The following is a 12,339-nucleotide window of genomic DNA, read 5'->3' as shown; positions in this document are numbered from 1 at the left end:
TTGTTCACGTGGTCGACGGCGAGTTCCCCGGCCACTGAAACCTGATCTACTTTAGCGACCGGAAGCACGACCGGCAGCACCGTCAGCAGCTAGAGAAGAGGGCCCAGGATGATCGCGCAGCCGCTGCGGATTGCCCTGTTGTCGTACCGCGGTGACCCCTTCTGCGGCGGTCAGGGCGTGTACGTACGACACCTCTCCCGGGAGCTGGCCAGGCTCGGCCACCACGTGGACGTGATCGGCGCCCAGCCCTTCCCGGTGCTGGACGAGGTCGAGGGCCCCGGCTCGGTGCGCCTGGTCGAGCTGCCCAGCCTGGACCTCTACCGCGCCGACGACCCGTTCCGCACCCCGGCCCGCGACGAGTTCCGCGGCCCGGTGGACGTGCTGGAGTACGCCACCATGCGCACCGGCGGCTTCCCCGAGCCGCTCACCTTCTCGCTGCGCGCCCGCCGGTACCTGGCCGCCCACAAGGGCCGCTACGACGTGGTGCACGACAACCAGACCCTCGGCTACGGCCTGCTCGGCCTGGCCCGGCACGGCTTCCCGCTGGTCACCACGATCCACCACCCGATCACCGTGGACCGGCAGCTGGAGCTGGACGCCGCCACCACCCGGGGCAAGCGGCTCTCGCTGCGCCGCTGGTACGCCTTCACCCGGATGCAGCGCAGGGTGGCCGCCCGGCTGGACCACGTGATCACCGTCTCCGGCACCTCGCAGCGCGAGATCGCCGAGCACCTGGGCGCCGCGCCGGGCGCGATCTCGGTGGTGCCGATCGGCGCCGACACCCGGCTCTGGTCGCCGTCGGACGCGGTCGAGCGCGTCCCCGGCCGGATCGTCACCACCTCCAGCGCGGACGTCCCGCTGAAGGGCCTGGTCTTCCTGGTCGAGGCGCTCGCCAAGGTCCGCACCGAGCGGGACGCCCACCTGGTGGTGGTCGGCAAGCCGCAGAAGGAGGACGGGCCGGTGGCCGAGGCGGTGCGCCGCTTCGGACTGGCAGAGCACATCGAGTTCCGCAGCGGGCTGACCGACCGGGAACTGGTCGACCTCTACCGCTCGGCCGAAGTGGCCTGCGTCCCCTCGCTGTACGAGGGCTTCTCGCTGCCCGCCGCCGAGGCGATGGCCACCGGCACCCCGCTGGTCGCCACCACCGGCGGGGCGATCCCCGAGGTGGCAGGACCGGACGGGGAGACCTGCCTGGCCGTCCCGCCGGGGGAGGCGGACGCGCTGGCCGCGGCGCTCGGCCGGCTGCTGGACGACCCGAGGCTGCGGGCCGCGCTCGGTGCGGCCGGACGGGAGCGGGTGCTCGCCCGGTTCACCTGGGAGCGGGCGGCCGAGCTGACCGCCGAGGCCTACCGCGCGGCGATCGCCACCGGCGTCGGCGCCCGTGCCCGCTCGGGGCCGGGCTGGCGGTACGTGGCCTAGCCACGGCCCCGCCGTTGTCGGGCAGGCGGGGCTTGTCCGACGGAGCGTCAAGAACGCTTGGTAGCAAAAGGAATGGGAGTCCTGAAGTGCTGACCGTCGATTTCTCGCGCTTTCCGCTCGCCCCCGGCGACCGGGTGCTCGACCTGGGCTGCGGCGGGGGCCGGCACGCGTTCGAGTGCTACCGCCGCGGCGCCAACGTGATCGCCCTCGACCAGAACGCCGAGGAGATCGCCGAGGTCAGGAAGTGGTTCGCGGCGATGGAGCAGGCCGGTGAGGCCCCCGAGGGCGCGTCGGCGGTCGCGATGGAGGGCAACGCGCTGGCGCTGCCGTTCGAGGACGAGTACTTCGACAAGATCATCATCTCCGAGGTGATGGAGCACATCCCGGACGACAAGGGCGTGCTCAACGAGATGTTCCGGGTCCTCAAGCCGGGCGGCCTGCTCGCCGTCACCGTGCCGCGCTGGCTGCCGGAGAAGATCTGCTGGGCGCTGTCCGACGAGTACCACGCGAACGAGGGCGGCCACATCCGGATCTACCGGGGCGACGAACTGCTCGGCAAGCTCAAGGACGCCGGCCTGGAGCCGTACGGCACCCACCACGCGCACGCGCTGCACTCGCCGTACTGGTGGATCAAGTGCGCGGTCGGCGTCGACAACGACAAGGCGCTGCCGGTCAAGGCCTACCACCAGCTGCTGGTCTGGGACATCGTCGGCACCCCGGTGATCAGCACCCTCACCAAGGCAGCCGAGCGGGCGCTCAACCCGGTGATCGGCAAGAGCTTCGTCGCGTACGCCTCCAAGCCCAACCGCATCGAGCCCAACCGCATCGAGCCCGACCGCATCGAGCCAGACCACGCCGAGCCAGACCACGCCGAGGCCGACCACGCCGAGGCCGACCACGCGCCGGGCGGGTCGGCATGACCGCCGCCGTCCCCGAGGTGCTGCTGCTCGACGGGGTGCTCGACGCCGAGCAGGCCGCCGACACCGTGCGCAGCATCCTGGCCGAGCAGCGCCCCGACGGCGCCATACCCTGGTTCGCCGGCCACCACCTCGACCCCTGGGACCACACCGAGGCCGCGATGGCCCTCGACACGGCCGGCGAGCACGCCGCCGCCGAGTCCGCCTACCGGTGGCTCGCGGCCGCCCAGAACCCGGATGGCTCCTGGTACGCGGCGTACACCGACGGCGCGGTCACCGACCGGGCCAAGGAGAGCAACTTCTGCGCGTACATCGCGGTCGGGGTCTGGCACCACCACCTCAGCACCGGTGACGACGCCTTCCTGGAGTGGATCTGGCCGGTCGTCCGGCGCGCCCTGGACTTCATCGTCGGAATGCGGCTGCCCGGCGGCCCGATCGCCTGGCGGGTCGACGAGGACGGCGCCGCCACCGACGAGGCACTGCTCACCGGCTCGTCCAGCATCCTGCACGCCCTGCGCTGCGGCCTGGCCATCGCCGAGTACCTGGAGGAGCCGCAGCCCGACTGGGAGCTCGCGGCCGGGCGGCTGGGGCACGCCGTCTCCCACCACCCCGAGCGGTTCCTGGACAAGGACCGCTACTCGATGGACTGGTACTACCCGGTGCTCGGCACCGGCCTGCGCGGCGACGCGGCGCTGGCCAGGATCGAGCGGGACTGGGAGCGCTTCGTCGTCCCCGGCCTCGGCGTGCGCTGCGTCAGCGACCGCCCGTGGGTGACCGGCGGGGAGAGCGCCGAGTTGGCGCTCGCGCTCTGGGCGATCGGCCAGTCCGACCGCGCGGTGGACATCCTGCGCTGGATCCAGAAGCACCTGCGGCACGAGGACGGCTCGTACTGGACCGGGTACGTCTTCGAGGACGACGCCGTCTGGCCGGAGGAGCGCACCACCTGGACGGCCGGGGCGCTGCTGCTCGCGGTGGCCGCGCTCGGCGGGGACCCGGCGACGGTCGCGGTCTTCGGCGGGGAGCAGCTGCCCGTCGGGCTGGTGGTCGAGGACTGCTGCTGAGCCGGCGGACGCCGAACGCGCGAACGCCGAACGCGTGAACAGCGAACGCGCGAACGGCGAAGGGGCGGGACCGGTTCTCCGGTCCCGCCCCTTCGCGTGTGCGTCCGAGCGCGTCGGCCCGCGGTCGGCCGTGCGCCGACCGGGCCGTCAGCCGCGCTGGATGCCCGTGGTGTCGGCCAGCACGCCCTGGCTGCCGTCCGGCAGCTGCGCCACCAGCGCGGCGCCGCGCTGCTCGACGGCCAGGTACCAGGTGCCCGGCACGACCTCGCCGACCGGGGCGCCGGCCGGGTTGTCCTTCGGGGCCAGCTGGCGCGGGGCCGGGACGGCGAACCAGAAGGGCTGGAAGTCCGCCGGGGCGGGCGCCTGCTGCGCGGCCGGGGTCGGCTGCGGGGCCTGGGCGGCGGCGTCGTGCGGCTGGGCGGCCTGGACCGGCTGGCCGGGCTGCGGCTGGCCGGCACCCGGGTAGCCGTAGCCGCCCTGGCCGCCGAACGCCGGGTCCTGGCCCTGGGCCGGGTAGCCGTACTGGCCGGGCTGGGCGGCACCCGGGTGGCCGGGCTGGCCGGGGTAGCCGTACTGGCCGGGGACGGCCGCCGGGCGGTCGGCGACGAGCGGGGCCTTCAGCGCGGGCACCAGGGCGCTCGCGGCGGCGGCGCCGGCCAGCACGACCAGGGCGATGACGCCGAGCCAGGCGCCGAAGCCGTGGCTGAAGCTGGGGGCCTTCGGGCCACCGCCCAGCGACCAGAGCGAGGCCCACAGCGCCGCCACGGAGAACGCGATGCCCCACTGGTCCAGCCGCAGGCCGAGCACCTGGCGGGTGGCCGCGGCCGGGCCCTGGAAGCGCTGCACCAGGATCAGCAGGGCGGCGGCGATGCCCAGCAGGTAGATCGAGGGCAGGACGGGGAACAGTTCGGTGCTCCACGCGTTCTGCGTCGTGTCGCCGCAGTACCGGCCGCTGCAGTCCACGGTCCAGTAGGGCAGGAAGGAGGCGATGAAGAGCAGGACGGCCGCGCCCGCGACGGCGGCGTCTCCCCTCGTGAGAGCGCGCAGATTCACTAACGTTCCCCTCGTTGACGTGTCGTGGACGGTGGTTCGTACGGTCGGGCTGACCGGCCGAAACTCCCGAACGGACCAGAAGCCTAGGCCCAACCGTCCTGCCGGTGCACGGCGGGACCGGGAATGGGGCGAAGTCGTTGCAAACCGTGCGGTCCGGCCGAAGCGTCGTCCTCCGGGGGGCTGCGGCTCAACTCCCGCGTCGCTCTTCGGCCTTCTCCTGGGTCGTCAGGAACGCGGTCAGCGCGTCGGCGATCCCCTGGGCCGCTTGCTGGCGCCACTGAGGGTCCGTCATCCGCTTCGCGTCCGTCGAGTTGCGCATGTTACCGCACTCGATGAACACCTTGGGGACAGTGGAGAGGTTGAGGCCGCCCAGGTCGGAGCGGGTGTCCAGGCCGTCCTTGGCGATGTAGTCCGCGTACGGCTCACCGGTCGCGGCGTGGAACCGGTCGCGCAGCAGCAGCCCGAGCCGGTGCGAGGGATCGACGATCGCCGCGTTGTCCGCCTTCCCGGCCACCACCCTGGCGGGCATGATCACGTGGAACCCGCTGCCGCCCGCCGGGCCGCCGTCCCCGTGCACCGAGAGCGCGACGTCGGCGTGCGCGTCGGCGCCCGCACGGGCGCGTTCGTCGATGCACGGGCCCCACGGGCGGTCGCCGTCCTGCACCAGCACCACCTTGGCGCCCCGGGCGGCCAGGATGGCGCGGGCCCGGCGGGAGACGTCCAGGGTGTACTCGGCCTCGGTGTAGCCGGCGTTGGTCTCGGTCCCGGTGGTGTCGCACTCCTTGCGGGCGTTGCCGATGTCCACCTGGCGGTTGATCTCGGCGGTGTGGGCGGAGTTGCCGGGGTTGTGGCCGGGGTCGAGCAGGACGGTGCGGCCGGCCAGGGCGGCGCCCTCGCCGCCGGCGGGCGGGGGTGGGGTCCCGGCGGGTGCGCTGTCGGTGGGCGCCGGGGCCACGGGTGGGGTGAGGGGCGTCGCGGCCGCGCCGTCGGCGGTGCTCGGCTGTCCGGTCGCAGGAGTCGCGGGCGCTGCCGGAGTCGCGGGCGCCGCGGCCTGGGTGGCCGGGGCCGCGGTGGCGCCCGCCGGGTCGGAGCGGTCGAGTGCCCGCCAGCCGAACCAGCCCGCCGTGCAGAGCGGAACGGCCACCGCGGCGGCCGTGGTGGCGCGCAGCAGGGCGGAGCGACGGGGCGGTCGGGGGGCGGAGCCGGTCACTGGTCGGTCAGATCCTGTCCTGGGTGCGCGGAGTCAGGCCGTAGCTCTTCGCGATCGCGTTCCACTTGTTCATGAAGTCCTTCTTCGCCTGGGTGGCCTGCGGGTTGAGCTCGTCGGCGTGCTTCTTGTCCTGGGTGGCCGGGGCCCTGCCGGTGCACCCCTGGGCGGCGACGGAGCGCGCCCAGCTCGCGTACGCCTTGTCGATGTCGGCGGACAGCTGCCAGGCGGACTTCAGCGAGTTCACCGCGTCCGCGCCGCCCGGCACGTCCGTGACGCTCAGCTGGGAGAGCTTGGCCAGCAGGGCGGTCCGCTGGGTCGCGCCGTTGTCGAAGGTCTGCGCGGCGCTCTCGATGTCGGCCTTCGGCGGGCAGCTGGTCACCTTGGCGACGGCGCTGCCGATCGGGGCCTTGGCGCTCTCGCCCTCGCTGAGCAGGGCGTCCAGCGCCTGGGCCTGGGCCTGGGCGCCAGGGCCGGGGGCGGTCGAGGTCGGGGACGGCGCGCCGGACGCGCTCGCGGCGGCGCTCGGCGCGCCGTCCGTACCCGTGGGCGCGGGTGCGGGCGGCAGGCTGTCCGCGCCGGTTGCCGGGGCGGAGGTCGGGGCGGGCGCGGCCTGGCCGTCCTTGTCGCCGCCGCCGCGGACGGCGAACAGCAGACCGCCGCCGACCGCCAGCACCAGGAGCAGCGCGAAGCCGATCAGCAGCGGGGCCCTGCGGTTGGCCGGCCGCTCCTCCTCGCCGACGGGGCCGGTCGGGTAGTCGGGCTGGAAGGCGTACGGGGGCGGCGGGGCGGCGGCGGGCGGGGGCGGCGGCGCGGCGGCGGGCGGCTGCAGGAAGTAGTCGTGGCCGGGGTCCTGCTGCGGCACGTGGGACTGCGGGCCGGCGTGGGAGGGGAACGGCGAGGCCGCGGGCGGGGTGGCCGGGGGCGGCGGGGCGGCGGCGGGGAACAGCCGGGCGGTCGGCGGGTCGTAGCCGGGCGGGGTGGCCGGGTGCGGGCGGGCGCCCGGCGGCGAGCCCTGGTCGCCGACGGCGCCGGGCACGGGCGGCAGGGGTGCGGTGGGCGCGGCGGGTGCCGGGGCGGCGGAGGCCTCGGACGCGGACCGGGCGTCGGCCGGGCGCTGCGGGCCGCGCACCCAGCCGCCGGCGCCACCGCGCGCGGTGGGGTCCCAGACCGCCGGAGCGCTGTTCTGCTGGTCCGTCATGTCGCTGCTGGCCCCCAACCGTCCGCCGATGCTCTGCCTGGTGCTGCGCGGCCACCGTACCGGTGGAACCCCCGCCCGACAGCCCTGGCACGACGTTAGAGCATCGGCTCGGGGAGGCGGGAACGAACGGGTGACCGGGCGGCGGGAACGCACGGGCCGCACAGGCCGCCGCCCGGCCGGGCTCAGCCGGCCGAACGGGCCGAACGAGCTGAACGGGCTCAGCGGGTTCGGCGGGCTCAGTGGGCTCAGCGGGCGGCGCGGCGCAGGACGCGCAGGGAGCCGGTCACCGAGACCTCCTCGAAGCCCTCGGCCAGCGCCCGCAGGTACACCCGGTACGGGGCCTGGCCGCCGTCCGCCGGGTCCGGGAAGACGTCGTGCACCACCAGCAGGCCCTCCGGCGCCAGATGCGGGACCCAGCCCTCGTAGTCGCCGGTCGCGTGCTCGTCGGTGTGCCCGCCGTCGATGAACACCAGGCCCAGCGGGCGCCCCCACAGCGCGGCGATCCGCGGCGAGCGGCCGACCAGGGCCACCACGTGCTCCTCCAGCCCGGCCGCGTGCAGGGTGCGGCGGAACCGCGGCAGGGTGTCCATCAGCCCGACCTCGGGGTCGACCAGCGTCGGGTCGTGGTACTCCCAGCCGGGCTGCTGCTCCTCCGAGCCGCGGTGGTGGTCGACGGTCAGCGCGACCGTCCCGGCCTCCCGGGCCGCCGCCGCCAGCAGGATCGCCGAGCGGCCGCAGTAGGTGCCGATCTCCAGCACCGGCAGCCCGGTGCCGCGCGCCGCCGCCACCGCCGCCGCGTACAGCGCGAGCCCCTCGTCCACCGGCATGAACCCGGTGGCCCCCTCGAACGCCGCCAGCACCTCGGGCGCCGGTTCGGCGCTCAGCAGCAGGTCGGACATGGGTGCTCCTCGGGGTCGGGACGCGGGCGGACGTGCACGGACCCTACTCGACGGTAGCGGGAGCGGTGGCGCCCGGGGCGTCCGGTGCCGGCCGGGGCGTCCGGGCCGGTCGGGGCATGGAACGCGTTCTAGTCGCGCTTCGCCGACCGTGCCAGAATCGGCGCGACCGTCGATCAGAGGAACACCGGCACCCCGGGAGCAGCACCATGCGCGCAGCCGTCCTGCACGAGACCGGCCAGGAGACCCTCGACGTGCGCGAGGACGTGACGGCCGTGGGCTTCGGGCCGGGCACCGTACGGGTCCGGATGCGCGCCGCCAGCCTCTGCCACTCGGACCTCTCCGCGATGAGCGGCGTGCTGCCGCAGCCCGCGCCGTTCGTCCCCGGGCACGAGGGCGCCGGGGACGTGGTGGAGGTCGGCGAGGGCGTCACCGGTCTCGCCGTCGGCGACCGCGTGGTGCTCTGCTGGATGGCCCCGTGCGGCCACTGCGACCACTGCCGCCAGGACCGCGGTCACCTGTGCGTCGCCAGCCTGCGCGGCCTCGGCGCCCCCGGCTTCCGGATCGCCGAGGGGGAGCTGAGCGCCTCCGGCTTCTACGGCACCGGCGCCTTCGCCGAGGAGGTCGTGGTCGCGGCGAACGCCGTCATCAAGGTGCCCGCCGACCTCCCGTACGAGGCCGCCGCGCTGATCGGCTGCGGCGTGACCACGGGCATCGGCGCCGCGGTGAACACCGCCGGGGTCCAGCCCGGGGCCTCCGTCGCGGTGATCGGGGCGGGCGGCGTCGGCGTGGCCACCGTGCAGGGCGCCCGGGTCTGCGGCGCCGGCCGGATCACCGTCGTCGACCCGGTGGCCTCGCGCCGCGAGCGCGCCCTGGCGTTCGGCGCCACCGAGGCGATCGCGCCCGAGGAGCTGAAGGCGGTGGCCAGGAAACTGCCCGGCGGCGGCTTCGACCACGTCTTCGAGGCGGTCGGCCGCGCGGCCACCGTCCGGGCCGGCTACGACGCCGCCCGGCGCGGCGGCGCGGTGATCGTCATCGGCGCGGGCGCGCAGGACGACCTCGCGCAGTTCACGATGGGCGAGCTGTTCTTCAACGAGAAGCGCCTGCTGCCCTCGCTCTACGGCGGGGCGACGGTGTCGCGCACCATCGGCCTCGTCGTGGACCTCTGGCGCGCCGGGCGGATCGACCTCGACGGCATGGTCACCCACCGTGTGGGGCTCGCGGACGTCAACGAGGCGATCGCGCAGATGCGCAGCGGCGAGGCGCTGCGGACGGTCGTGACGATGGACTGAGGGCGCCGTTCCCCCGGCGGGCTCCGGAAACGGGTCGGGCCCGCCGGGGGAGTGGGGGCACTCCCGGCGGGCCCGCTGCCGGTTCGGTCAGCCCCGCGCCCCGGCCGCGCGGTGGCGGCCGTGCGGGTCGGTCTCCGGGCTGTCGTCGGCGGCGGAGCCACCGCGGTGGCGGCCGTGCGACGCGGTGTCCTTGGCCGTCTTCTCGTCGGCGTCGGTCCCGGTAACCGCGGGTCCGGTGGTGTCGGTGAGGGTGTCGGACATGAGAATCGTCTTTTCCGTGCGGAGGGTGCAGGTCATCGGCGCCCGGCCGGCGCCGGTGGCGCACGGTCGGGTCCCCGATCGGGCGCTCGGTACGCGCCCGCAGCCAGTGATCGCGGCCCGTGCCCCGGCCACCATAACGGCCGCGGCGGACGAGATCCTATCGAGATCGTGACGCGAGTCCCGGGCTGGTCGGAGGCCCGGAAGCGAGCCGACGGCCGCCCGGTCCGGGGTGGGTCGGGGACGCCGCGGCGGGGGACGGGCCGGGCCGACAACCGGCTCCCACCTGCGGCGGGTTCACTCGGATCGCCTAGCGCGGCGCCTCCGGGCCCGGAGGGCTACCGCCCGGTCAGCCCGGACGACCCGGTCAGCCCGGTCAGCCCGGTCAGCCCGGTCAGCCCGGTCAGCCCGGACGGCCGGTCCGCAGGAACGTGGCCAGCAGCTCGTGCAGGACGGCGGCGCCCTCGTCGGCGAGCACCTCGTGCCCGGATCCGGCCGCCTCGACGTACCGGAAGTCCTCGCCCTCGACCCGGCCGATCCGCAGCAGTTCGTGCCGCAGCGAGCGGGACTGGCTCACCGGCACGACCTCGTCCCGGTTGCCGTGCACCACCAGCAGTGGCGCGCTCAGCCGGTGCGCCAGCTGCAGCACGTCGCGCGGTCCGCGGGGGTCCGCGATCGGCTCGCCGCCGCCCAGCCGGGTGGTCAACGCCCGTACGGGGGGCGCCGATTCGGCCAGCAGCCGGGCACCGGACAGGAACGGCGCGACCACCGCGCAGCGGGCGACCTGCTCGGCCGGCGCGTGCGCCGCCGCCAGCAGCGCCAGGAAGGCGCCGTAGCTGACCCCGAAGAGGGCCGGCGGCTCCAGGCCGAGAGCGGCGCGCTGGCCCGCGATGCCGTCCAGCAGGTGGAGGACGTCGTCCAGGTCCGGGCCGCCCCAGGCACCCCGGATGGCCAGCGCGTGCGCCACGCCGTAACCGGTGGAGCCGCGCTGGTTGGGGGCGACGACCGCCAGGCCCTCGGCGGCCATCCGCTGCAGCGCCGGCTCGAACTCCAGCCGCCAGGCGTCCGCCGGGCCGCCGTGCAGCGCCAGCACCAGGTGCGGGCTGCTCAGCCAGGCGTCCCCGCCGTACACCACGGCCTCCAACGGGCCTGCCGGGCCCGCCAGTTCGAGGCTCTGCGCGGGGTGCCAGCGGCCGCCGTCGCCGGGCGGGGTGCTGCCGTCGAGCCGCCAGCCCGGCGGTTCGGTCCGCACCGGGCGCACCCCGCCGGGCTGCCAGGGCAGGACGGTGTCCCGCCACGGGCCGGGCAGCCCCGAGGCCAGCGGCGCGAGTCGCAGCGGCAGCGGCGTCGGTCCGGAGACGGCCGGGAGCGGGCCGTGCGCCAGCAGCGCGTCCACGTCGAGGGTGGCCAGCGCGGCCGGGTGGTCGGGCGATGAGTACGGCAGCCGCAGCCCCGCCGCACCCCAGTGGCCGACCGCGCCGAGCCGCCCGGGCGGCACCGGCAGCGGGTCCAGCCGCCCGGTCGAGGGCCGCCACAGCGCGAGCGCCGACCCCGCGCCGTGGTCGATCTGCACCGCGACCCGCGGGCCGTCCGCCGCCACCCGCAGCGCCACCGGCCGCAGGACCATGCCCGCGACGTGCAGGCACTCCGGGAACCGCAGCGGCTGCCCGGCGCCGAGGACGCCCCAGCCGAGCCGGTCGGTGCCGGGCGCGTCGCTGCGCACCATCGCGAACCGGCTGTCCGGGTCGAACAGCACCAGGCGGTCGTTGCTCTGCGGGCCGATCTCCAGCAGCGGGCTGGTGCGGCCGGTGCGCAGGTCGAGCACCACGCTGCGGACCAGGCCGGCGTTCACCCGGTCCAGCGCGAGCAGTGCGCCCGTACGGTCCAGCCAGGTGCCGCCGCCGTGCAACCCGGGGATCTCGGCGACCTGTTCGGGCTCGCTGCCGTCCGTGCGCACCAGCCAGGCGGTGGTCGCCGGGCGGGTGTCGCTGCCGAGCGCGACCGCCACCGGCGTCCGCGGGCCTGCGCCGTCCCGCGCCGGGAGCGGCAGCAGGCGCAGTCCGGCCATCCGCAGTGAGCCCGACTGCTGCTCCAGGGCGCCGGTTTCGCCGGGCGAGAGGCGGACCAGGTCGTGCCGGTCGCCGTCGTGCCGGCAGGTCAGCACCGAGCCGTCCGACAGGGCGACCAGCTGCGAGCGCGGGCTCTCCGAGCGGTTGCCGGGCAGCAGCAGCGGGGTCGGCGCGGCCGGCTCGCCGTCCGGCGGCAGTCGCCAACTCTCCACGTACCAGCCGCTGTCGGCGGCGGAGGCGAGGCAGGCGGCGTGGCTGCCGTCGGCGGCGAAGGCGAAGCTCAGCCGGCGCAGGGCCTGGGTCGCGGTCCGGGTGGCCACGTTCATGCTCCGCTCACCCCGGTGGTGCCGGACGGGTCCGTTCGGTCGGACGGCTGCCGGCGTACGGCCGGTGGTGCCGTGGCCGGCCGGAGCCGGGGCCCGCCGTGGCGCCGCAGCCGGGCGGCCACCCAGCTGCCCAGGGGCTGCCCGGTGATTCGTTCCTGCACCAGGAAGAGGGAGTCCTCCTCTTCGATCGGTTCGAGGGGGCGCGGCGCCGGCTCCCGCCCCGCCGGCCGGTCGAGCAGCGCGGCCTCGTCCCGCCGCGCCTCGCGGGCGTCGGCACCGGCCAGTGCCGCCCGCGTCGTCTCCGGCCGCGAACCCGCCGCTCCCGGTCCGCGGTCCACCGATCCCCGCTCCCCGGCCGTACGCAGCGATGTGCCCGCCCCCATCCGCCACCACATCCCTTCGTCGCGGCCGCCGTCCCCGGGTGCCCACTGCTCGCTCGGCACCCGGGCGCGCGGCCCGGCCTGATCGGTTCCCTCGGAAGGAGCGGCGGTGCCGCCCCGGGCGGGAGCGCCCACCCGGATCCCGTCCGGCCCGGTGTGGCATCCGCCCGACCCCTGGCCGTGGCTGCCGCCGGGGCAACTCCCGTTCGCATGAGTGAAGTTACTTTCGAGCCAACCGAAGCCTCAACGCAGATCCGGTC

General features: G+C 75.9%; 11 protein-coding genes. 4 read left to right on the top strand and 7 right to left on the bottom strand.

Going from position 1 to position 12,339, the window contains the following annotated elements:
* Window positions 1-108 precede the first annotated feature (108 nt).
* From ACZ5OX_RS04030 to ACZ5OX_RS04020, 3 genes are all read left to right on the top strand, one after another.
* Entirely contained in the window at window positions 109-1,419 is a 1,311-nt protein-coding gene (locus ACZ5OX_RS04030) for a glycosyltransferase family 4 protein (RefSeq protein WP_465628614.1), read from the top strand.
* 86 nt (window positions 1,420-1,505) lie between these two features.
* Window positions 1,506-2,339: a class I SAM-dependent methyltransferase gene (locus tag ACZ5OX_RS04025; protein WP_465628613.1), complete on the top strand. Its 834-nt coding sequence runs from the start codon at window positions 1,506-1,508 to the stop codon at window positions 2,337-2,339.
* The gene (locus ACZ5OX_RS04020) at window positions 2,336-3,397 is read left to right on the top strand and encodes a prenyltransferase/squalene oxidase repeat-containing protein (RefSeq protein WP_465628612.1); all 1,062 of its coding nucleotides are present in this window, start codon (window positions 2,336-2,338) and stop codon (window positions 3,395-3,397) included. Before ACZ5OX_RS04025 ends, ACZ5OX_RS04020 begins: the two co-directional genes overlap by 4 nt.
* 147 nt (window positions 3,398-3,544) lie before the next feature.
* Here the strand turns inward: ACZ5OX_RS04020 and ACZ5OX_RS04015 are convergent, their stop codons facing one another.
* From ACZ5OX_RS04015 to ACZ5OX_RS04000, 4 genes are all read right to left on the bottom strand, one after another.
* Entirely contained in the window at window positions 3,545-4,450 is a 906-nt protein-coding gene (locus ACZ5OX_RS04015) for a hypothetical protein (protein WP_465628611.1), read from the bottom strand.
* A gap of 187 nt (window positions 4,451-4,637) precedes the next feature.
* Complete coding sequence (locus ACZ5OX_RS04010; protein ID WP_465628610.1) at window positions 4,638-5,660, bottom strand: N-acetylmuramoyl-L-alanine amidase; 1,023 nt, start codon at window positions 5,658-5,660, stop codon at window positions 4,638-4,640.
* 7 nt (window positions 5,661-5,667) lie between these two features.
* On the bottom strand, window positions 5,668-6,858 hold the full coding sequence (locus tag ACZ5OX_RS04005) for a hypothetical protein (RefSeq protein ID WP_465628609.1): 1,191 nt from the start codon (window positions 6,856-6,858) through the stop codon (window positions 5,668-5,670).
* Between the two features lie 245 nt (window positions 6,859-7,103).
* Complete coding sequence (locus ACZ5OX_RS04000; RefSeq protein ID WP_449789225.1) at window positions 7,104-7,757, bottom strand: class I SAM-dependent methyltransferase; 654 nt, start codon at window positions 7,755-7,757, stop codon at window positions 7,104-7,106.
* Window positions 7,758-7,963: 206 nt separating this feature from the next.
* Here ACZ5OX_RS04000 and ACZ5OX_RS03995 point away from each other — a divergent pair, with 206 nt between their 5' ends.
* Window positions 7,964-9,046, top strand: coding sequence for an alcohol dehydrogenase catalytic domain-containing protein (locus ACZ5OX_RS03995; protein WP_465628608.1), 1,083 nt, complete (start codon window positions 7,964-7,966; stop codon window positions 9,044-9,046).
* 87 nt (window positions 9,047-9,133) lie between these two features.
* On the opposite strand, the gene ACZ5OX_RS03990 is transcribed toward ACZ5OX_RS03995, so the two are convergent.
* From ACZ5OX_RS03990 to ACZ5OX_RS03980, 3 genes are all read right to left on the bottom strand, one after another.
* Window positions 9,134-9,307, bottom strand: a complete 174-nt coding sequence (locus ACZ5OX_RS03990) for a hypothetical protein (RefSeq protein WP_392869578.1) — start codon at window positions 9,305-9,307, stop codon at window positions 9,134-9,136.
* A gap of 400 nt (window positions 9,308-9,707) precedes the next feature.
* The gene (locus ACZ5OX_RS03985; RefSeq protein ID WP_465628607.1) at window positions 9,708-11,699 is read right to left on the bottom strand and encodes an alpha/beta fold hydrolase; all 1,992 of its coding nucleotides are present in this window, start codon (window positions 11,697-11,699) and stop codon (window positions 9,708-9,710) included.
* The gene (locus ACZ5OX_RS03980) at window positions 11,696-12,037 is read right to left on the bottom strand and encodes a hypothetical protein (RefSeq protein ID WP_465628606.1); all 342 of its coding nucleotides are present in this window, start codon (window positions 12,035-12,037) and stop codon (window positions 11,696-11,698) included. Before ACZ5OX_RS03980 ends, ACZ5OX_RS03985 begins: the two co-directional genes overlap by 4 nt.
* Window positions 12,038-12,339 lie beyond the last annotated feature (302 nt).

Source organism: Kitasatospora sp. NPDC032121, from assembly GCF_055580145.1.
The sequence above is the reverse complement of the archived record's forward strand: the minus strand, read 5'-3'. Positions and strand labels throughout refer to the sequence as shown.

Excerpts from the sequence above, each read along its gene's own strand:
- ACZ5OX_RS04030 (WP_465628614.1), top strand. The coding sequence starts at position 109 with ATGATCGCGCAGCCGCTGCGGATTGCCCTGTTGTCGTACCGCGGTGAC.
- ACZ5OX_RS04020 (WP_465628612.1), top strand. The coding sequence starts at position 2,336 with ATGACCGCCGCCGTCCCCGAGGTGCTGCTGCTCGACGGGGTGCTCGAC.
- ACZ5OX_RS04005 (WP_465628609.1), bottom strand. The coding sequence starts at position 6,858 with ATGACGGACCAGCAGAACAGCGCTCCGGCGGTCTGGGACCCCACCGCG.
- ACZ5OX_RS04000 (WP_449789225.1), bottom strand. The coding sequence starts at position 7,757 with ATGTCCGACCTGCTGCTGAGCGCCGAACCGGCGCCCGAGGTGCTGGCG.
- ACZ5OX_RS03995 (WP_465628608.1), top strand. The coding sequence starts at position 7,964 with ATGCGCGCAGCCGTCCTGCACGAGACCGGCCAGGAGACCCTCGACGTG.
- ACZ5OX_RS03990 (WP_392869578.1), bottom strand. The coding sequence starts at position 9,307 with ATGTCCGACACCCTCACCGACACCACCGGACCCGCGGTTACCGGGACC.
- ACZ5OX_RS03985 (WP_465628607.1), bottom strand. The coding sequence starts at position 11,699 with ATGAACGTGGCCACCCGGACCGCGACCCAGGCCCTGCGCCGGCTGAGC.